The organism is Enterobacter sp. KB-280D8 (genome assembly GCF_041399405.1).
In the GTDB taxonomy this organism is placed as follows: domain Bacteria; phylum Pseudomonadota; class Gammaproteobacteria; order Enterobacterales; family Enterobacteriaceae; genus Enterobacter; species Enterobacter cloacae_N.
On the sequence record NZ_JBGKEC010000005.1, the window covers coordinates 23,061 to 41,613 of the forward strand.

The 18,553-nt window shown below is 56.1% G+C and carries 20 protein-coding genes and 1 other annotated feature; of the genes, 13 read left to right on the top strand and 7 right to left on the bottom strand.

Features of this window, described 5'->3' with window-relative positions; translation table 11 throughout:
- The first annotated feature begins 171 nt into the window (after nucleotides 1–171).
- Nucleotides 172–1,509 (top strand): MFS transporter, encoded by a 1,338-nt coding sequence (locus tag AB8818_RS15440; RefSeq protein WP_192984749.1) that lies wholly within the window; start codon nucleotides 172–174, stop codon nucleotides 1,507–1,509.
- Nucleotides 1,510–1,560: 51 nt separating this feature from the next.
- Nucleotides 1,561–2,790, top strand: coding sequence for a DUF3748 domain-containing protein (locus tag AB8818_RS15445; protein WP_192984747.1), 1,230 nt, complete (start codon nucleotides 1,561–1,563; stop codon nucleotides 2,788–2,790).
- On the opposite strand, the gene AB8818_RS15450 is transcribed toward AB8818_RS15445, so the two are convergent.
- On the bottom strand, nucleotides 2,787–3,119 hold the full coding sequence (locus AB8818_RS15450; RefSeq protein WP_116343645.1) for a YceK/YidQ family lipoprotein: 333 nt from the start codon (nucleotides 3,117–3,119) through the stop codon (nucleotides 2,787–2,789). The two genes, AB8818_RS15445 and AB8818_RS15450, sit on opposite strands and share 4 nt — an antisense overlap.
- Nucleotides 3,120–3,369: 250 nt before the next feature.
- Nucleotides 3,370–3,441, top strand: a sequence feature (ROSE (Repression Of Heat Shock gene Expression) occurs in the 5'-region of heat shock genes and acts as an RNA thermometer to modulate expression.).
- Between AB8818_RS15450 and ibpA the strand changes: the two genes are divergently transcribed.
- The 3 genes from ibpA (at nucleotide 3,435) to AB8818_RS15465 (ending at nucleotide 6,237) form a co-directional block, all read left to right on the top strand.
- Nucleotides 3,435–3,845 carry a small heat shock chaperone IbpA gene (gene ibpA, locus AB8818_RS15455; protein ID WP_116343680.1) on the top strand — a complete coding sequence of 137 codons (411 nt, stop codon included), beginning with the start codon at nucleotides 3,435–3,437 and terminating at the stop codon, nucleotides 3,843–3,845. It overlaps the preceding feature by 7 nt.
- Nucleotides 3,846–3,981: 136 nt before the next feature.
- Nucleotides 3,982–4,410 (top strand): small heat shock chaperone IbpB, encoded by a 429-nt coding sequence (gene ibpB / locus AB8818_RS15460; protein ID WP_166709591.1) that lies wholly within the window; start codon nucleotides 3,982–3,984, stop codon nucleotides 4,408–4,410.
- Nucleotides 4,411–4,575: 165 nt separating this feature from the next.
- The gene (locus tag AB8818_RS15465; protein WP_192984745.1) at nucleotides 4,576–6,237 is read left to right on the top strand and encodes a putative transporter; all 1,662 of its coding nucleotides are present in this window, start codon (nucleotides 4,576–4,578) and stop codon (nucleotides 6,235–6,237) included.
- Here the strand turns inward: AB8818_RS15465 and AB8818_RS15470 are convergent.
- Nucleotides 6,205–6,951, bottom strand: coding sequence for a GntR family transcriptional regulator (locus AB8818_RS15470; protein ID WP_024907387.1), 747 nt, complete (start codon nucleotides 6,949–6,951; stop codon nucleotides 6,205–6,207). The genes AB8818_RS15465 and AB8818_RS15470 overlap by 33 nt on opposite strands.
- Before the next feature lie 221 nt (nucleotides 6,952–7,172).
- Between AB8818_RS15470 and AB8818_RS15475 the strand changes: the two genes are divergently transcribed.
- The 4 genes from AB8818_RS15475 to AB8818_RS15490 all read left to right on the top strand — a co-directional run bounded on the left by AB8818_RS15475 (nucleotide 7,173) and on the right by AB8818_RS15490 (nucleotide 10,891).
- Complete coding sequence (locus tag AB8818_RS15475; RefSeq protein ID WP_192984743.1) at nucleotides 7,173–8,795, top strand: alpha-glucoside-specific PTS transporter subunit IIBC; 1,623 nt, start codon at nucleotides 7,173–7,175, stop codon at nucleotides 8,793–8,795.
- The gene (locus tag AB8818_RS15480; protein ID WP_192984741.1) at nucleotides 8,792–10,114 is read left to right on the top strand and encodes a 6-phospho-alpha-glucosidase; all 1,323 of its coding nucleotides are present in this window, start codon (nucleotides 8,792–8,794) and stop codon (nucleotides 10,112–10,114) included. The genes AB8818_RS15475 and AB8818_RS15480 overlap by 4 nt, the downstream gene beginning before the upstream one ends.
- A 92-nt stretch (nucleotides 10,115–10,206) precedes the next feature.
- On the top strand, nucleotides 10,207–10,554 hold the full coding sequence (locus AB8818_RS15485; RefSeq protein WP_116343640.1) for a YidH family protein: 348 nt from the start codon (nucleotides 10,207–10,209) through the stop codon (nucleotides 10,552–10,554).
- On the top strand, nucleotides 10,544–10,891 hold the full coding sequence (locus AB8818_RS15490; RefSeq protein WP_116343639.1) for a DUF202 domain-containing protein: 348 nt from the start codon (nucleotides 10,544–10,546) through the stop codon (nucleotides 10,889–10,891). The genes AB8818_RS15485 and AB8818_RS15490 overlap by 11 nt, the downstream gene beginning before the upstream one ends.
- A 17-nt stretch (nucleotides 10,892–10,908) precedes the next feature.
- On the opposite strand, the gene dsdA is transcribed toward AB8818_RS15490, so the two are convergent.
- Complete coding sequence (dsdA, locus tag AB8818_RS15495; protein WP_192984739.1) at nucleotides 10,909–12,195, bottom strand: D-serine ammonia-lyase; 1,287 nt, start codon at nucleotides 12,193–12,195, stop codon at nucleotides 10,909–10,911.
- 95 nt (nucleotides 12,196–12,290) lie between these two features.
- Between dsdA and AB8818_RS15500 the strand changes: the two genes are divergently transcribed.
- Nucleotides 12,291–13,379 carry a cellulase family glycosylhydrolase gene (locus tag AB8818_RS15500; protein WP_192984737.1) on the top strand — a complete coding sequence of 363 codons (1,089 nt, stop codon included), beginning with the start codon at nucleotides 12,291–12,293 and terminating at the stop codon, nucleotides 13,377–13,379.
- Here the strand turns inward: AB8818_RS15500 and emrD are convergent.
- From emrD to tisB, 4 genes are all read right to left on the bottom strand, one after another.
- Nucleotides 13,282–14,466: a multidrug efflux MFS transporter EmrD gene (gene emrD, locus AB8818_RS15505; protein WP_192984735.1), complete on the bottom strand. Its 1,185-nt coding sequence runs from the start codon at nucleotides 14,464–14,466 to the stop codon at nucleotides 13,282–13,284. The genes AB8818_RS15500 and emrD overlap by 98 nt on opposite strands.
- A gap of 175 nt (nucleotides 14,467–14,641) precedes the next feature.
- Nucleotides 14,642–15,475 (bottom strand): EamA family transporter, encoded by an 834-nt coding sequence (locus AB8818_RS15510; protein WP_192984733.1) that lies wholly within the window; start codon nucleotides 15,473–15,475, stop codon nucleotides 14,642–14,644.
- Between the two features lie 62 nt (nucleotides 15,476–15,537).
- The gene (locus AB8818_RS15515; protein ID WP_192984731.1) at nucleotides 15,538–15,984 is read right to left on the bottom strand and encodes a GNAT family N-acetyltransferase; all 447 of its coding nucleotides are present in this window, start codon (nucleotides 15,982–15,984) and stop codon (nucleotides 15,538–15,540) included.
- A gap of 64 nt (nucleotides 15,985–16,048) precedes the next feature.
- Complete coding sequence (gene tisB / locus AB8818_RS15520) at nucleotides 16,049–16,138, bottom strand: type I toxin-antitoxin system toxin TisB (protein WP_008500146.1); 90 nt, start codon at nucleotides 16,136–16,138, stop codon at nucleotides 16,049–16,051.
- 719 nt (nucleotides 16,139–16,857) lie between these two features.
- On the opposite strand from tisB, the gene AB8818_RS15525 reads away from it, so the two are divergent.
- From AB8818_RS15525 to ivbL, 3 genes are all read left to right on the top strand, one after another.
- Nucleotides 16,858–17,571 carry a hypothetical protein gene (locus AB8818_RS15525; protein ID WP_166709597.1) on the top strand — a complete coding sequence of 238 codons (714 nt, stop codon included), beginning with the start codon at nucleotides 16,858–16,860 and terminating at the stop codon, nucleotides 17,569–17,571.
- A 196-nt stretch (nucleotides 17,572–17,767) separates the two neighbouring features.
- Entirely contained in the window at nucleotides 17,768–18,247 is a 480-nt protein-coding gene (locus AB8818_RS15530; RefSeq protein ID WP_166709599.1) for a type VI secretion system tube protein TssD, read from the top strand.
- A gap of 107 nt (nucleotides 18,248–18,354) precedes the next feature.
- Nucleotides 18,355–18,453, top strand: a complete 99-nt coding sequence (gene ivbL, locus AB8818_RS15535) for an ilvB operon leader peptide IvbL (RefSeq protein ID WP_057979964.1) — start codon at nucleotides 18,355–18,357, stop codon at nucleotides 18,451–18,453.
- Nucleotides 18,454–18,553 lie beyond the last annotated feature (100 nt).

Sequence of the window (18,553 nt, forward strand, 5' to 3'; positions counted from 1 at the left end):
ATACTTCGCGCTGGTGATGCGTTGGCTGCGTTTTATTACCCCGGTCACATACTTTTGTATGCTCCCGGGGATGCGAAAACTTGCCGCCTTCCCCCAGCACGAATTATTTAGCGCATTCTGTTTACGTTTTTAATTAAAAAAACCAAATACACCCTCTGTAAATTACAGGGCATGGTGAGCGGCTTCGCTATGCCCAAAATCTGGAGACAGATTGCGATGGATATTCCAGTTACCGCTACAAAAACCGGGCGTCGCCGCTACCTGACGCTGATTATGATCTTTATTACCGTGGTCATTTGCTATGTCGACCGCGCCAACCTTGCCGTGGCATCGGCCCATATTCAGGAAGAGTTTGGCATCACCAAAGCGGAAATGGGCTACGTCTTCTCGGCGTTTGCCTGGCTGTATACCTTATGCCAGATCCCCGGCGGCTGGTTTCTTGACCGCGTGGGTTCACGTCTGACCTACTTTATCGCCATATTAGGCTGGTCCGTGGCGACCCTGTTCCAGGGCTTCGCCACCGGGCTGATGTCGCTGATTGGCCTGCGTGCCATCACCGGGGTTTTCGAAGCGCCCGCGTTTCCGACCAACAACCGTATGGTGACCAGCTGGTTCCCGGAACACGAGCGCGCGTCCGCCGTTGGTTTTTACACCTCCGGGCAGTTTGTCGGCCTGGCGTTCCTGACGCCGCTGCTGATCTGGATCCAGGAGCTGCTGAGCTGGCACTGGGTGTTCATCGTCACCGGCGGGATTGGCATTATCTGGTCGCTTATCTGGTTCAAGGTCTATCAGCCGCCGCGTCTGACCAAAAGTATCACCAGGGCCGAGCTGGACTACATCCGCGACGGCGGTGGTCTGGTGGATGGTGATGCGCCGGTGAAAAAAGAGGCGCGCCAGCCGCTGACCAAAGCGGACTGGAAGCTGGTCTTCCACCGTAAGCTGGTGGGCGTTTATCTGGGCCAGTTCGCGGTTACTTCTACGCTGTGGTTCTTCCTGACCTGGTTCCCGAACTACCTGACGCAGGAGAAGGGGATTACCGCGCTGAAAGCGGGCTTTATGACCACCGTGCCGTTCCTCGCCGCATTTTTCGGCGTGCTGCTCTCCGGCTGGCTGGCCGATAAGCTGGTGAAAAAAGGGTACTCGCTGGGCGTGGCGCGTAAAACGCCGATTATCTGCGGCTTGCTGATCTCAACCTGCATCATGGGTGCCAACTACACCAACGATCCGGTGTGGATTATGGCCCTGATGGCGGTGGCGTTCTTTGGTAACGGTTTCGCCTCTATCACCTGGTCGCTGGTGTCGTCCCTTGCGCCGATGCGGCTGATTGGCCTGACCGGCGGCGTGTTCAACTTTGTCGGCGGACTGGGCGGGATCACCGTACCGCTGGTCATCGGCTACCTGGCGCAGGACTACGGCTTCGGTCCGGCGCTGGTCTACATCTCTGCCGTAGCGCTGATCGGGGCTCTCTCCTACATCCTGCTGGTGGGCGATGTGAAACGAGTAGGCTAATCCCTGCGGATGTTTTACCCTGATGCACTCACCGTGCATCAGGGTATCCTCATGAAACAAATCACCTTCGCCTCCCGCAACCACCAGCTCACCAACGTCAATACCTGGACGCCGGACAGCCGGTGGCTGGTCTACGACGTACGTCCGTCAGGCGCGTCCTTCACCGGCGAAACCATTGAGCGGGTCAATGTCGCTACGGGTGAGGTGGAGGTGGTCTATCGCGCCACTGACGGCGCGCATGTTGGTGTGGTGACCGTTCACCCGGCAGAGGATAAATACGTCTTTATCCACGGCCCGAAAAATCCGGATGCAGGCTGGCGCTACGATTTTCATCATCGTCAGGGGGTGATTGCGCATAACGGTCAGGTCAGCAATCTGGACGCGCTGGATATCACTGCCCCTTACACCGCAGGCGCGCTGCGCGGCGGCAGCCACGTGCACGTCTTCAGCCCGAACGGGCAGTTCGTCAGCTTCACCTATAACGACCATGTTTTACATGAGCACGATCCAAAGCTCGATTTACGCAATGTCGGCGTGGCGGCGCCTTTCGGCCCGGTGAACCCGCAGGGGAACCATCCGCGTGAATATTCTGGCACGTTCTGGAGCGTGCTGGTCAGCCGCACGACGCCCGACCCGCAGCCGGGCAGCGATGAAATCAACCGCGCCTACGAAGAGGGCTGGGTGGGCAACAACAGGCTGGCGTTTATCGGCGATACCCTGTCCGCGCAGGGCGAAAAAGTGCCTGAACTGTTTATTGTTAACCTGCCAGAAGACGAGCAGGGCTGGAAACGAGCGGGTGATGCGCCGCTGCAGGGAACGCCAGACACCCTGCCAGCGCCGCCCGCCGGGGTGATGCAGCGTCGTTTGACCTTTACGCATAAGAGGGCGTATCCAGGCCTGGTGAACGTGCCGCGTCACTGGGTTCGCAGTAATCCGCAGGAGACGCAGATCGCGTTTCTGATGCGGGATGATAACGGCATTGTGCAGCTGTGGCTGATCTCTCCTGAGGGCGGCGAGCCGCGCCAGTTAACCCATACGGAGAGCGGGATTCAGTCTGCGTTTAACTGGCACCCTTCCGGGAACATGCTGGGATTTGTGCTTGAAAACCGGATCGCCTGCTGCGACGCGCTGAGCGGAGAGGTAACGTTTTTGACGTCCGATCACGGCAACCCGCCGTCTGCTGATGCCGTCGTGTTTTCCCCGGACGGGCGCTTTATTGCATGGATGGAAGAGACGGGCGGTTTCCGCCAGCTGTGGCTAACGGAAACCGCTGAGGACTAGCGCGGGGGCATTGCAGCGGGCGGGATGACGGAATTGGTCGCCAGATTTTCCTGCTCGCTTTTCTCAACGCGTGAGCGCACGGAATTGTCCGTGCGGAACATGTCCCACGGCAGCAGCAGCGTATCGGCGACTGCCGTGAAAGGCATATCCAGGATAACCAGGGATTTGGTGCCCCAGTTGGTATCGTCATCGGAGATCATCGCCGCGCTGGCGCGCGTCCCCGGATATGTTCCTTCTTTACCGCCGGTGTGAGACATCACGCTCGAACACCCGCAAAGCAAAACTACCCCGCTGAACGCCGTCAGCTTTATCAGAACATTTTTCATCATCACTCAGTCATCGTTAATGGCACTGCATAGACCTGCAACTCAGGGTTATAGCGAGCCTTATCCGAAATGAATAGCCCGATAACCCCGCACTGTGGCAGCCATCGCAATTTAACCCTTTGTGCTGTTGTCCCAGAGTCTATGCGACAACCAGCAAAGTGCAAAAAAATCTCACAACAATACGCTTGAAAAGCCCGATTCCAGACCCATTTTAAGAATGTGGCCCGATAACGAGCACGCCTGATGGGTGTTCAGGGGCGCAAAGGCCTGTCCATGGTGGAAGGCTACAATTTCTCGCTGATTTCAGGAGTTTTATTTATGCGTAACTTCGATCTTTCTCCGCTATACCGTTCTGCAATTGGTTTTGATCGCCTGTTTAACCATTTAGAAAATAACCAAAGCCAGAGCAACGGCTACCCTCCATACAATGTTGAGCTGGTTGACGAAAACCACTATCGCATCGCCATTGCCGTCGCCGGTTTTGCAGAACACGAACTGGAGATCACCGCGCAGGACAACCTGCTGGTGGTGAAAGGTTCCCATACGGCCGAGCAGAAAGAACGTACCTACCTTTATCAGGGCATCGCCGAGCGCAACTTTGAACGCAAGTTCCAGTTAGCCGAGAACATTCACGTTAAAGGCGCGAACCTGGTCAACGGCCTGCTGTTTATCGAACTGGAACGTGTGATTCCGGAAGAGAAAAAACCGCGCCGTATCGAAATTAACTAATTACGCGGGTCGCGTGAGCGGCCCACCCGGACTTGCTTGCCGTAACGGGAGCATATGCGAATCCATCAGGATTTGCAGGAACAACTGCGCACAAAATTAAACTGTGCCGAACTCGCTTCTCAGAAGGAGATTTAGTATGCGTAACTATGATTTATCCCCCCTGCTGCGTCAGTGGATTGGTTTTGACAAGCTGGCTAACGCCCTGCAAAGCACCACCGAGCAACAGACGTTTCCGCCGTACAACATCGAAAAAAGCGACGATAACCACTATCGCATTACCCTTGCGCTGGCCGGTTTCCGCCAGGACGATCTGGACATCCAGCTTGAAGGCACTCGCCTGACCGTGAAGGGGTCGCCGGAAAAACAAGAGGCTGAGACCCGGTGGCTGCATCAGGGGCTGGTTAATCAGCCGTTTAGCCTGAGCTTTACCCTGGCAGACCATATGGAAGTGTCCGGTGCGACGTTTACTAACGGGCTGTTGAATATCGACCTGATCCGTAACGTACCGGAGGCCATCGCGCCGCAGCGTATCGCCATTAGCGAGCGCCCGGCGTTGAATAGCTAATAGTGTGCGGGCTGATGCCCTCACCCCGGCCCTCTCCCACAGGGAGAGGGTGAAAAGATAAAGCCCTGCCCCGGCAGGGCTTTTTTGTGCGCCATCGCCCATACAACCGCCCCCGGCTCTGAGAGAATCCTTAGCATAACTAAGGTTATGCCAAGGAAGTGGATCATGAGTGATATCGCGTTAACCGTAAGCGTGTTGGCCCTGGTCGCTGTTGTTGGCCTGTGGATAGGGAATATCAAAATCCGCGGCGTCGGGTTTGGGATAGGCGGGGTGCTGTTTGGCGGCATTTTTGTCGGACACTTCGCCGACAAGCTCGGGCTGGTTCTCAGCGCCGAAATGCTCCACTTTACTCAGGAGTTCGGCCTGATCCTCTTCGTCTACACCATCGGGATTCAGGTAGGGCCGGGCTTTTTCGCTTCCCTGCGCGTCTCCGGGCTACGGCTCAATCTGTTTGCCCTCGGCATTGTGGTAATGGGTGGGCTGGTCACCGCGATCCTGCACAAAATCTTTGCTATCCCGCTGCCTGTGGTGCTGGGCATTTTCTCCGGGGCGGTCACCAACACGCCGGCGCTCGGTGCCGGGCAGCAAATCCTGCGCGATTTGGGCATTGAGTCCGGCATTGTCGACCAAATGGGGATGAGCTACGCCATGGCCTATCCGTTTGGGATTTGCGGCATTTTGCTCTCTATGTGGCTGGTACGCGTCCTGTTTCGCATTAACGTCGAAACAGAGGCAAAAGATCACGAAACCACGCTTACCAACGGCCATATGCCGATCAAAACCATCAACATTCGCGTCGATAACCCCAATCTGAACAATATGGCGATTCAGGACGTACCGATCCTGAACAGCGCCAATATCATCTGCTCCCGCCTTAAGCGTGACGATATGCTAATGGTGCCTGCGCCTGGCACCGTCATTCAGCAAGGCGATCTGCTGCACCTGGTCGGCCAGCCGGGGGATTTAAATAACGCGCGGCTGGTGATTGGTCAGGAAGTGGATACCTCGCTCTCAACCCGCGGCACCGATATGCGCGTGGAGCGCGTAGTGGTGACTAACGAGCACGTTCTTGGCAAAAAAATTCGCGATCTGCAGGTAAAAGAGCGCTATGACGTGGTGATCTCTCGACTTAACCGTGCAGGTGTCGAACTGGTCGCCAGCCCGGAGGCCAGCCTGCAGTTCGGTGATATCCTCAACCTGGTCGGGCGCCCGTCGTCCATCGACGCCGTGGCGGATATGGTGGGTAACGCCCAGCAGAAACTGCAGCAGGTGCAGATGCTGCCGGTGTTTATCGGTATCGGGCTCGGCGTGCTGCTCGGTTCTATTCCAGTGTACGTGCCGGGCTTCCCGGTGGCGCTCAAGCTGGGCCTGGCGGGCGGGCCGCTGATTATGGCGCTGATCCTCGGGCGTATCGGCTGTATCGGGAAGCTCTACTGGTTTATGCCGCCGAGCGCCAACCTGGCGCTGCGCGAGCTGGGCATCGTGCTGTTCCTGGCGGTAGTCGGGCTAAAATCCGGAGGGGATTTTGTCGATACCCTGGTCAAGGGCGAAGGGATGAGTTGGGTCGGCTACGGCATCTTCATCACGGCGATTCCGCTGCTGACGGTGGCAATCCTGGCGCGGATGTTCGCCAGAATGAACTACCTGACGCTTTGCGGCATGCTGGCGGGCTCCATGACCGATCCGCCAGCGCTGGCCTTTGCCAACAACCTGCACGCCACCAGCGGCGCGGCCGCGCTCTCCTATGCCACCGTCTACCCGCTGGTGATGTTTCTGCGCATCATCACCCCACAGCTACTGGCGGTGCTGTTCTGGGGGATGGGCTAGCAGATCGTCCGGGTGGATGCGCCGCAGATGGTAGTCCACCTGGTAATCGCTGGTATTTCGGAACATCACGGAATAATTGAGGAACTCGCCGCTGTCGCTGTAGGAAAGAGAGGTAATGCGCAGCAGCGGCGTCTGTTCCGGCAGGTTCATATAACCGGCCAGCGTTTTATCTGCCAGCACCGGCGTCAGGCTTTCGTAGTTGCCGCTGATGGTGATCCCGCACTCCTTCTCGATGTAATCGAACTTAGACCCCTCAAGATGCGCCAGCGACAGGTTGCGGAACAGCTTCACCGGCATAAAGCTGTCCTCCAGCATCAGCGGCTTCCCGTCCACGTAGCGTACCCGCCGTGAAAAGTAGATCCGCTCATCCACCTGAATCCGAAGCTGGCTGGCGATGGCGGGCGGGGCGGGCATCACTTCGAACTGCAGCACCTTGCTCTGCACCTCTTTTCCCTGCTGACGCAGCACCTCCACCAGCCCGGTCAGGTTGGTGGTTTCGTGATGTACGTCTTTTCGTGAGACAAACGTTCCGCTGCCGTGCCGCCGCTCAACCAGCCCCCAGCTCACAAGCAGGTCTAACGCTTTTCGAATGGTCATTCGCGCCACGCCGAACTCCTGCGCCAGCGCTTTTTCTCCGGGCAGCGGGCTGCCGATATTGTAGTCCGACGAGTTCAGCCGCAGCCGCAACCTGTCGGCAATAGATTTGTAGATCACCACCAGACCTCTCTGCCCTTATCAGGGCGTGGATTGTGTCCCGACATGTCCATATTTACCGCAAAAAGTAGACCTGATTGGTCAAAATAAAACCATGAATGCGATCACGAATCGCAGCGGCACGCCATGTTCACGCATCAGTAAGTTCTTATGCTCACCTCAGGCCAGCAAAAAACCATAAAGGCCCCTACCCCTACAGGTTGTTTCATGAGGATTTAAAAATGCTCAGTCAAATACAACGTTTTGGCGGTGCCATGTTTACCCCGGTGTTGCTGTTTCCGTTCGCCGGGATCGTGGTGGGAATCGCCATCATGCTTCGCAACCCGCTGTTTGTTGGCGAAGCCTTAACCTCTCCCGATCATCTTTTCGCGCAGATTGTTCACATCATTGAAGAGGGCGGCTGGGCGGTGTTTCGCAATATGCCGCTGATTTTTGCCGTCGGTTTGCCGATTGGCCTGGCGAAGCAGGCGCAGGGCCGCGCCTGTCTGGCGGTGCTGATTAGCTTCCTGACCTGGAACTACTTTATTAACGCGATGGGGATGACCTGGGGCCACTTTTTCGGCGTCGACTTCTCCGCCGAACCGACGGCGGGTAGCGGGCTGGCGATGATTGCCGGGATCAAAACGCTCGATACCAGCATCATCGGGGCCATTGTGATTTCAGGCATTGTCACCGCCATCCACAACCGCTACTTCGACAAGCCGCTGCCGGTGTTTCTGGGGATTTTCCAGGGCAGCTCGTTTGTCGTTATCCTCGCGTTCTTCGTCATGATCCCCTGCGCCTGGCTGACGCTGCTGGGCTGGCCGAAAGTGCAGATGGGCATCGAGTCCCTGCAGGCGTTTCTGCGCTCTGCCGGCGCGCTGGGCGTATGGGTGTATACCTTCCTGGAACGCATTCTGATCCCAACCGGATTGCACCACTTCGTCTACGGTCCGTTCATCTTCGGCCCGGCGGCGGTGGAGGGCGGGATTCAGGTCTACTGGGCGCAGCACCTGCAGGAGTTCAGCCAGAGCACCCTGCCGCTGAAAACCCTCTTCCCGGAAGGCGGGTTCGCGCTGCACGGCAACTCAAAAGTGTTTGGCTCGGTCGGGATTGCATTTGCTATCTGGTACACCGCGTCGCCGGAAAACCGCGTCAAGGTGGCGGGCCTGCTGGTTCCTGCCACGCTCACCGCCGTGCTGGTGGGCATTACCGAACCGCTTGAGTTCACCTTCCTGTTTATCTCGCCGCTGCTGTTTGCCGTGCACGCGGTGCTGGCGGCCACCATGGCAACGGTGATGTACACCTTCGGCGTGGTCGGGAACATGGGCGGCGGCCTGCTGGACCAGTTCCTGCCGCAAAACTGGATCCCGATGTTCCATAACCACGCCACGACGGTCTTCACCCAGATCGGCATTGGCGTCTGCTTCACCGGCATCTACTTCGTGGTCTTCAAAACGCTGATCGAACGTCTGAACCTGAAAACGCCTGGCCGGGAAGAGAGCGAAATCAAACTCTACAGCAAGGCCGACTATAAGGCTGCGCGCGGGCAAACCACCGCCCCGGCGGCGGCCAGCCAGCAGGTTGGACAGGCCGCCGGATTCCTGCAGGCGCTGGGCGGCGCGGCCAACATCGAAAGCATCAATAACTGTGCCACCCGCCTGCGTATCGCGCTGGTCGATATGGCGAAAACCCAAAGCGATGACGTCTTCAAAGCCCTCGGCGCCCACGGCGTGGTGCGACGCGGCAACGGCATTCAGGTGATTGTCGGCCTGCACGTTCCTCAGGTGCGCGACCAGCTGGAATCGCTGATGAAAACTCCTTTAACGAATGAACAAACCACCCTGACAGAGGCTATATCATGAAAAAATTCTCAGTTGTCATTGCAGGCGGCGGCAGCACCTTTACGCCTGGTATCGTCCTGATGCTGTTAGCCAACCGTGACCGCTTCCCGCTGCGCGCGTTGAAGTTCTATGACAACGACGGCGCACGTCAGGAGACCATCGCCGAAGCGTGCAAAATCATCCTCAGGGAGCAGGCCCCGGAGATTGAGTTCAGCTACACCACCGATCCTAAAGCGGCGTTTACCGATGTGGATTTCGTGATGGCGCACATCCGCGTGGGCAAATACCCGATGCGCGAAAAAGATGAAAAAATTCCGCTGCGCCACGGCGTGCTGGGTCAGGAAACCTGCGGACCGGGCGGTATCTCTTACGGCATGCGCTCTATCGGCGGCGTGCTGGAGCTGGTGGATTATATGGAGCAGTACTCCCCGAACGCGTGGATGCTGAACTATTCCAACCCGGCGGCGATTGTCGCAGAAGCCACGCGCCGCCTGCGCCCGAACGCCAAAATTCTCAACATCTGCGATATGCCGATCGGCATTGAAGGACGCATGGCGCAGATTGTCGGCCTGAAGGACCGTAAAGAGATGCGCGTGCGCTACTACGGCCTGAACCACTTCGGCTGGTGGACGTCGATTGAGGATCTGAACGGCAACGATCTGATGCCAAAACTGCGCGAATACGTGGCGAAAAATGGCTATGTTCCGCCTTCCGAAGATGCACATACCGAAGCGAGCTGGAACGATACTTTCGCCAAAGCCAAAGACGTGCAGGCGCTGGATCCGGACACCATGCCGAACACCTACCTGAAGTATTATCTGTTCACGGACTACGTGGTTGCGCATTCCAACCCGGAACGCACCCGCGCCAATGAGGTCATGGACCACCGTGAGAAGCACGTGTTCAGTTCCTGCCGGGCGATTATTGAGGCGGGCAAATCCTCCGCAGGTGAGCTGGAAATCGACGAACATGCGTCGTACATCGTCGATCTGGCGACGGCGATTGCCTTTAATACGCAGGAGCGGATGCTGCTGATTGTGCCAAACAACGGGGCCATCCATAACTTTGATGCCGATGCGATGGTGGAGATCCCGTGCCTGGTGGGCCATAACGGGCCGGAGCCGCTTACGGTGGGCGATATTCCGCACTTCCAGAAAGGGCTGATGAGCCAGCAGGTGGCGGTGGAAAAACTGGTGGTGGATGCCTGGGAGCAGCGCTCGTACCAGAAGCTCTGGCAGGCCATTACCCTGTCGAAAACCGTGCCGAGCGCCTCCGTCGCGAAAGCGATTCTGGATGACCTTATTGAGGCCAACAAAGAGTACTGGCCAGAGCTGCATTAATCGTCCTGACCGGCATCGCCCGATGCCGGTCTCCTTGTCCTTGTCGATTTACGCTATGCTGAAGCCTGCCTGTAGCACGACAAGGAACCTCCATGAAAATTTCCCGCCTCGGCGAAGCGCCGGACTACCGCTTCTCTCTGGCTAATGAACGCACTTTTTTAGCGTGGATCCGCACCGCACTGGGCTTTCTGGCCGCCGGTGTCGGCCTTGACCAGCTCGCACCCGATTTTGCCACGCCGTTGATTCGTGAAGTGCTGGCGCTGCTGCTGTGCCTGTTCGCGGGCGTGCTGGCGATTTACGGTTACCTGCGCTGGCTGCGCAATGAGAAGGCGATGCGTCTGAAGCAGGATCTGCCCTATACGCGCGGGTTACTCATCATCAGCGTGATTCTGCTGACGGTGGCGGGCGTGGTAATGGTGCTGGTGTTCTATGCCGGATAGCCGAAAAGCGCGGCGCGAAGCGGACCCCGGCCTGCAGCCGGAGCGGACGTCGCTGGCCTGGCTGCGCACGCTGCTGGGGTATGGCGCGCTGATTGCCCTTGCGATTAAGCACAACTGGCACCGTACAGGGGTGCCATTCTGGATTTCCATTATTGTGCTGGCGCTGGTGGCAATCATTTTATGGCGCTATACCCGCAGCCGTAACCTGATGGACGTGGCGCAGAACGATTTTGTACAGCCGAAAGCGGTGCGGGATAAGTTCCTGATCGCACTCGCTGTTCTCTCGCTGTCGCTGCTGTTTGCGGTAACCCATATTCAGCAAATTTTGAGCCTGTAAGCCGGGTGGCGGCTTAATTAATTCCCTTTAGCCAGATACTTCGCCATCTCGTCTTCCGGCACCATGCCGCCGCCGGTTGCCCACACCAGGTGGGTAACGCTGGCATCCGAATGAACGCGCGCCGGCCCGGCCATCCCCGCCAGCGCCGACGGTTCCAGACGGATCCCTTCCTCCTGCGCCAGCCAGACAAGCATGTCGTACATGCTCCGATCGGAAAGGGTATAGAACCCGTCGAGCAGGCGCTCCATCGCGCGGCCGACGAAGCCGGAGGCGCGCCCAACCGCCAGACCGTCCGCCGCCGTCACGTTATCAATGCCCAGATCCTGCACCGCGATTTCATCGTGCAGACCGGTGTAAACGCCCAGTAGCATGCACGGGGAGTGCGTTGGCTCGGCGAAGAAGCAGTGGACGTTATCGCCAAAGGCCAGCTTCAGGCCAAACGCCACCCCGCCGGGGCCGCCGCCGACGCCGCACGGCAGGTAGACGTACAGCGGGTGATCCGCATCCACCACGCGGCCCTGTTCGGCAAACTGCGCCTTCAGGCGCTCGCCTGCCACCGCATAGCCCAGGAATAATGTGCGGGAGTTTTCATCGTCAATGAAGAAGCAGTTCGGATCGCTTTCCGCCGCTTTTCGTCCTTGCTCTACCGCCACGCCGTAATCCTGCTCATATTCCACGACGATGACGCCGTGACTGCGCAGTTTGGCTTTTTTCCACTCGCGGGCGTCGGCAGACATATGTACCGTCACTTTAAAGCCGATGCGTGCGCTCATTATGCCGATAGACAACCCCAGGTTGCCGGTTGAGCCCACCGCAATGCTGTACTGGCTGAAAAAGGCCTTAAAGCGCGGCTCCAGCAGAATGCTGTAATCGTCTTCGATGGTCAGCAACCCGGCTTCCAGCGCCAGCTTCTCCGCGTGGGCCAGCACTTCATAGATGCCGCCGCGCGCTTTAATCGAGCCGGAAATCGGCAGGTGGCTATCTTTTTTCAGCAGCAGCGTGCCGGGAATGGCCTTGCCAGATTCTTTCTCCAGCCGTTTTTTCATTGCCGGAATAGCAACCAGCTCGGACTCGATAATCCCGCCCGTTACCGCCGTTTCCGGGAAGGCTTTCGCCAGATACGGCGCGAAGCGTTTCAGGCGCGCGTGGGCGTCGTCCACGTCGGCTTTGGTCAGCCCGACGTACGGCAATCCTTCCGTAAGCGTCGTGGTGCGCGGGTTAAGCCAGGTGGTTTCTTTCAGGGCAATCAGATCCTCAACCAGAGGAAACTGTGCGATGAGTGTATTGATGGCTGTTGCGTTCATAATTTTTCTCAACAATTAGTTCGTTCTGACTCTACACCAAATGTGAAAAAGCGTGCTAAATACAGGTAATGCTTTCGATTTATCCAGGGTAAACCGTGCTAAAGCCTCTTATTGCTACCGCGTTACTGATCTCTTCCGGCTGGGCCATTGCCGCCGAGCCGCCGCTGATGGCTGCCCGTTATGCGCAGCAGCTGGGCGTCGGGATGGATGTGGACTGGGCGCGCACCGAGCGCGGCATACGCGAATTCGACCCGCTGGTGGTACGGGATTTTCGTGCAAAAGGCATTACCCACGTGCGCATTCGCGTGGCCGATGAGCCGACGGAAGCGCGGCTGATCCACCTGCGCAAGCTGGTGGAAGCCTGCGAGCAGTATGGCGTGATCCCGATTATCGCTTATCAGGCTGATGAATATAAAAACGACCCCAAAGCCGATAACGAGAAAGAGACGATCAACTGGTGGATTGCCGTGGCGCACTATTTCGGTCAGAGCTACCCGCTGCTGGGTTTTGATCTCATTTATGAGCCAGCCGACAAGCTTAACCACAACCTCGCGTCGTTAAACCGCGTGTATGAAAAAACCATTAAAGCGATCCACGATATAGACCCGCAGCGCATGATTTTCATTGCGCCGCGCCTGCGTGCCGCGCCGGAAGATTTATCCAGCCTGAAGCTGCCTGCGCACAGTCAAAACTACCTGCTGGCGGAGTGGCATATTTTCCCGTGGGGGCCGCTGAAAAATAGCGGTAAATACCCGTGGACGTCCGGCACGGCGGCGGAGAAGGCGGCTATCCGTAACCGCATCAGCACCGCACTGCGCTGGCAGCAAAAAACCGGGCACGTCAGCTGGGTCGGGGGCTGGGGCGTGGGGGAGTCAAGCCGTCTTACGCCCACCGCCTCGCAAATGGCCTTCGCCACCTTTATGGCCTGCGAGCTGCAAAAGGCGAAAATCCCGTATGCGCTTAACGCGGATTTCCAGTTTTACGACGGGGAAGAGGGAGCCTGGCGGCCAGCACCAGAGCCGTTATTGCAGGCGATGATTGCGCCCGTCTGTGAAAAGCCCGGCGAGAAGCCGGGCCATCATGCGGTTAAACCGGCTGCTCGTGATGCGGAACACGCGACGCCAGCGGCAGCCAGCACAGTAAAATCAGCAGCCCCATCAGCGTCATCAGCAGGCCCAAACTAGCCTGCCCGGTCTGCGGCATCATAGCCGAGAGCCAGGCCAGCGCACCGGAACCGATGTTTTGCAAACCGCCCACCAGCGCGCCCGCCGTGCCTGCGAGGAACGGGAACGGCTCCATCGCGCCGCTGGTGGCGAGCGGGAACAGCATTCCCGCGCCGAAGAAGAACAGCGCTGCCGGAATCAGCAGCGTCCAGACCGTCATCACGCCAAACAGCCCTGGGATCCACATCATCAGACCCGCCAGCAGACAGCTAATTACGGCCTGCCACATCAGGGTTGAAAAGCGCTTGTTCTGACGCCCGGCAAACCACGCACCGAAGAACGCCGCCGGGATCGGCAGAATAAACAGAATGCTCACCACCATACTGCTCAGGCCAAGACCCGCGCCCAGCAGCACGCCGGAGCAGGCTTCAAACACCGCAATGCCCGCCAGGCCGCCGATCAGCATCAGCAGGTAGCAGGTAAACGCACCGTTGCCGAACAGCGTTTTGTAGCTGGCGATAAGCTTTGTGCGTGGCGCGTCTTTTGGGCGGGTTTCCGGCATCCAGCGCGCCATGCTGAAGGTGACAATGATGCACAGTACCAGCAGGAAGGCGTAGCAGGCGCGCCAGGACCACATCGTCTCCAGCAGGCCGCCAATCAGCGGGGCCAGCAGCGGGCTGACCAGAATGCCCATATTTAACAGACTGTTGGCGTGGCGGAGCTGGGTGCCCTGATACATATCGCGCGGTAAGGTTCGCGCCATCACCCCGCCGACACCCGTCCCAACGCCCTGCAGGGCGCTGGCGGCAATCAGCACGGTCAGGCTGTGCGTGGTAATGGCAATCACCGTCGCCACCATGAAAATGCTCATGCCTACAAGGATCACCGGACGACGCCCGACGCGGTCGGAGAGCGGGCCGTAGAAGAGCTGTGAAACGCCATAGGTCAGCAGGTACGCTGCCATCACGCTCTGTACCGCACCCTCGCGGACGTTCAGTTCCTTTGCCATGTCGGCGATCGCCGGAATGTAGATCGTTTGCGCCATCTGACCGACGGCCACCAGTAACACCAGCATCAACAATAAGTTAACGTTCCGTTGCTTTTTCATGTCGCTGAATACTTTTGCCAAAAGAGGAAAATGAAGAATAAGTGACTACGCATTCCCATAAATGCGCGAGGAATCTACCACAGTAAGATGACAATTTAAGCATTGTCGTGGTGAATCAAAAAACCGGTAAAGGCAGGATTTGTAAACAAGAACGGCAACTAATGTTGCCAGTGCTTTACGCCAGGCGCAGCATAATGGCACCGGCTGCAATGCCCAGCGCCGCCGCGATGCGCAGGCCCGCAACCTTCTCTTTTAAAAGGACAAACGCGATCAGCGCCCCGAAAAGAATGGAGGTTTCACGCAGCGCCGCGACCACCGCCAGCGGTGCCTGCGTCATTGCCCAGAGGGCCAGACCGTAAGAGCCCATAGTGCCAACGCCGCCGAGCAACCCCTTTTTCCAGTGCAGGCGCAGGTAGCCGGACGCCTCGCGCCGACGTGCCACCATCGCCCAGCCGAGCAGGCAGAAGCCGTTCATAAAGAAGGTCCAGAGCGTATAGCCCAGCGCGGTATCCGACAGCCGCACGCCGGTGCCATCCACCAGCGTATACCCGGCGATAAAACAGGCGTTCAGCAGCGCCAGCCAGATCCCCCTGCGTGACTGCATGCGGCCATTCATCGCCATCGCCAGAATCGACAGGCAGATTAAGCCAATGCCGGACCAGGCAAGCCAGGAGAGACGATCGCCGAGCACCAGCACGCTAATCAGCGCCACCAGCAGCGGGGCGGTGCCACGCATCAGCGGGTAGGTCTGGCTCATGTCAGAGACCTGATAGGTCTTCGCTACCAGCACGGTGTAGACCACCTGTAAGGCGCAGGAGACGATCAAAAACGGCCAGCTCTCTGCAGATGGCTGTGTTGAGAAGGGCAATAAAATCAGGGCAATAATCGCGGCTGAGCCGCTAACGCCGATCGCAGAGTAGAGCTTGTCCGTTCCGGCTTTAACGATGGCGTTCCAGCTGGCATGCAGCAGTGCGGCGAAAAGCAAAATGCAGAAAACGGTGATGGTCATGGCGTATCGGGTGGTGAATTGTCACTCAACTGTAACATTCACATCCTGATGCCGCCAGCCGGTTACAACGCACAAAAAAGGCGGTGCGTCACCCGCGGTTCGTCCGAGACCAGCGTAAAACCGGCTCGATTGTAAAATCCGTACGCGCTGTCCGGCGCGTGGGTATTCAGGAAATCAAACCAGATGCTGGCATCGGCCATCACCACGGTTAAAAGCTGTTTGCCAATGCCCAGCCCGCGGCACTTCTCGCTGACGTAGAGATGGCGAATGCGCCCGGCACGCGGCTGCTGGCTGAACGGATCGCGGTTGAGGCCACACACGCCCACCAGCCTGCCGTTGAGAAACGCGCCCAACAGCTTTTCACCCGGCGCGTTAAAGCGGTTCTCACCACGCAGCCAGTTCTCTTCCAGCCTGCACAGCATGTTGAAATTCAATGCGATACTTTCAGCCTTCAGGGCGATATACCCCGGCTCATCGGGCGTGACAGGCTCAATTAACAGACGCGACATAGCATTCCCTCGTTATTAAAGAGGGGCGGTTGCCCGCCCCTCTCAGGTGCGACTTGAACCTGAATTACCGAACGAATTTCAGGACAGCATCAAGCAGTTGCAGTACTGCAACAATGAGTTTGAGGATAAGTATCACCATATCCACTACGCTCATACGCGTCTCCTTTTGGTTAAAAGGAGCACGATGCTGGCGTACCTTTCCGCCGCCTGTTGCCAGCACCTGGATTGACGTAACACAGTGTGCTCACTTCAGGGGGTTAAGGCACTGACGGCACCACCCGTTTCAGCCAGGACTTCGTTGCGCCGGTAGAACTGCGGCCCCCTCGCTCACTGCGAACACCCTCAGTATAGATAAATACTGTATGCATGAACAGTATTTTTTGGACAAAATCATGAAGGTGATCCATACTCAAAAACGTCAAAATCCGTGCCGGAATTGCGCGTTCGTCTTCGATCGCGTATACTTTTTGCGTTGACGTAACACAGTGTGTTCTGCGGCAACCAACCGCAAAACCCTGATAAAAACCTCGCTTAGGCGGGGTTTTTTGTTTTCTGGTCTATCCATAAAAAACTGCTGGATAAGCGAGGGTTCTGCTATTTGGCTTCGCTGTGAACTACTTTGGATCGCTTAAGTAATTTTCTTTAAATTAGAGGTATTAGACTCATTTTGTAAGATAACACCACTTAATTTATAAACTAATATAACTATTAATAGTCCTCAGGTAGTTAAATTTCTTCGCCTATAATAGTAATAAATAAAATCGAGCTAACTCATTATTTAAGTGAATGTTTGGTTTAAATAATATGGCTGGTTTGAATTCCAGAGATTTTCATTGTATATTTCTAGAGCCGCAAATACTGTATGGATACATTATGAAAGCATCTGAATATTTAAAGATGAAGTTCCAGAGTGACAGGCAGTTAGCTCTTTATGGACAGCAAGGTGTTGCAGGGACTTGGAGAGCATTAAAGGGGATCGGCTCTGATATTTACTCAGGAATAGAGCGAGTAAGTTGGTACTCTTCTTGCTTAATCCCCAGCTATCACGATGTGTGTGATGAGCTTCTCTCAGAAGAAAAAAGGATGTACCTCTCAATTCTCTCGCTTTACCGTTATCGCGATGTAATAGCCCACATGCTATACCTTTATTTTGAAAGTGTTATTACCGATTCTGAAAATGGAAATGAACAAAATCGCGTTCGTAAGATGGATTCAAAAGTAACGGGGCTTGTTAACAACATACCGACAAGCAAGGCCGCGCGTTTGGCGATAGCATGGGGGCTGGCCAAATTCTTTTCCGAATCTGGCATACTCTCTGAAATCGTCGTGGAACGGCTTGCACGCCGCGTACCTAACGTTGTCATGGCGCTTCAATTGATTGGAACGGAACAGAAGTGTACTCTTGCCGCTCGTCGCCTGAAAACATTGGACCCTAAGTATTACGCTACCCTCTATGCCGCACAACTGGAGATGCTTTACTACTTTTTTGAGCCTTTCCTGTCTGAACTTATTAAGAAGGTGCAGATGGGATTCTATAAGGATTTCGATGCAATTTATAACGACTTAAAGGGCAAGGAGCATGTTTAAGAGTCTGTTATCAATTCTATTTACGGATATTTTATTCCCCGTTTATATTTTTGCGTTCGCCTCTTTATTCCTTTGGTCGGTGCCTGACCACTGGGTATTACTAACATTTATTTCTATCATTGTATTTATTATTGTTCATCCGATGATTTTTGGCCGCTTTGATAAGTACGATTAAATTTTATAAAAAGGATTTTTTATGTCAAACCCAGCTTATTTGTTTTTAACAGATGAAAATGGTTCTCCCATGGTTGGTCCTTGCCTTGTGTCAGGGCGTGAGGGTGCGATTGAACTCAAATCGTTCACTCATAATGTCAACATCCCAGTCAACGGGAATACCGGGAAATTGACGGGCACGCGTATACACATGCCCATCATGTTCCAGAAAGAATTTGATCGTGTAACCCCACTTCTCTTTCGCGCGCTGAGTACGGGAAGAACGCTTCAGTCAGCCACCATTAAGATGTATCAGATTAATGAGGCGGGTTTAGAACAGGAGTATTTTAATATCCTCCTGGAGAATGTGAAAATAACCTCAATCACACCAGACCTGTATCTCGGCGCAAACACTGGCACACACCTTGAAACGGTTCTCATACGCTACGAGAAAATCACCTGGAAGCATTGCGAAGGAAACGTCATCTTTAGTGACTCCTGGAATGAGCGAGCAACGTACTGAAACGTGATCCCTGACGCATTTTTGCGCAGATGAAAATATTTCCATTGTCACGCCCTAAAAGCTGTGTTTGTATAAATTCCATCAATGATTCCAAACACAGGTCCCCAATGACTTCATCCATCTTCACTTCGACCCTACTAAAAACTGCGCAACCAGCCGCAGTGGTCGTCGTGCGTGTGGTGGTGGTCGTCGGCAATGCGCCGTAGGGACTGGATCAACACACGAATCCAAAACCCCGCCGGCGCAAACCGGGCGGGGTTTTTCGTTTAGGACCCTCCCCGGAAGGCTGGCTCAGAAGAAAAGGAC

Excerpts from the sequence above, each read along its gene's own strand:
- AB8818_RS15440 (WP_192984749.1), top strand. The coding sequence starts at position 172 with ATGGTGAGCGGCTTCGCTATGCCCAAAATCTGGAGACAGATTGCGATG.
- AB8818_RS15445 (WP_192984747.1), top strand. The coding sequence starts at position 1,561 with ATGAAACAAATCACCTTCGCCTCCCGCAACCACCAGCTCACCAACGTC.
- AB8818_RS15450 (WP_116343645.1), bottom strand. The coding sequence starts at position 3,119 with ATGATGAAAAATGTTCTGATAAAGCTGACGGCGTTCAGCGGGGTAGTT.
- ibpA (WP_116343680.1), top strand. The coding sequence starts at position 3,435 with ATGCGTAACTTCGATCTTTCTCCGCTATACCGTTCTGCAATTGGTTTT.
- ibpB (WP_166709591.1), top strand. The coding sequence starts at position 3,982 with ATGCGTAACTATGATTTATCCCCCCTGCTGCGTCAGTGGATTGGTTTT.
- AB8818_RS15465 (WP_192984745.1), top strand. The coding sequence starts at position 4,576 with ATGAGTGATATCGCGTTAACCGTAAGCGTGTTGGCCCTGGTCGCTGTT.
- AB8818_RS15475 (WP_192984743.1), top strand. The coding sequence starts at position 7,173 with ATGCTCAGTCAAATACAACGTTTTGGCGGTGCCATGTTTACCCCGGTG.
- AB8818_RS15480 (WP_192984741.1), top strand. The coding sequence starts at position 8,792 with ATGAAAAAATTCTCAGTTGTCATTGCAGGCGGCGGCAGCACCTTTACG.
- AB8818_RS15485 (WP_116343640.1), top strand. The coding sequence starts at position 10,207 with ATGAAAATTTCCCGCCTCGGCGAAGCGCCGGACTACCGCTTCTCTCTG.
- AB8818_RS15490 (WP_116343639.1), top strand. The coding sequence starts at position 10,544 with ATGCCGGATAGCCGAAAAGCGCGGCGCGAAGCGGACCCCGGCCTGCAG.
- dsdA (WP_192984739.1), bottom strand. The coding sequence starts at position 12,195 with ATGAACGCAACAGCCATCAATACACTCATCGCACAGTTTCCTCTGGTT.
- emrD (WP_192984735.1), bottom strand. The coding sequence starts at position 14,466 with ATGAAAAAGCAACGGAACGTTAACTTATTGTTGATGCTGGTGTTACTG.
- AB8818_RS15510 (WP_192984733.1), bottom strand. The coding sequence starts at position 15,475 with ATGACCATCACCGTTTTCTGCATTTTGCTTTTCGCCGCACTGCTGCAT.
- AB8818_RS15515 (WP_192984731.1), bottom strand. The coding sequence starts at position 15,984 with ATGTCGCGTCTGTTAATTGAGCCTGTCACGCCCGATGAGCCGGGGTAT.
- tisB (WP_008500146.1), bottom strand. The coding sequence starts at position 16,138 with ATGAGCGTAGTGGATATGGTGATACTTATCCTCAAACTCATTGTTGCA.
- AB8818_RS15525 (WP_166709597.1), top strand. The coding sequence starts at position 16,858 with ATGAAAGCATCTGAATATTTAAAGATGAAGTTCCAGAGTGACAGGCAG.
- AB8818_RS15530 (WP_166709599.1), top strand. The coding sequence starts at position 17,768 with ATGTCAAACCCAGCTTATTTGTTTTTAACAGATGAAAATGGTTCTCCC.
- ivbL (WP_057979964.1), top strand. The coding sequence starts at position 18,355 with ATGACTTCATCCATCTTCACTTCGACCCTACTAAAAACTGCGCAACCA.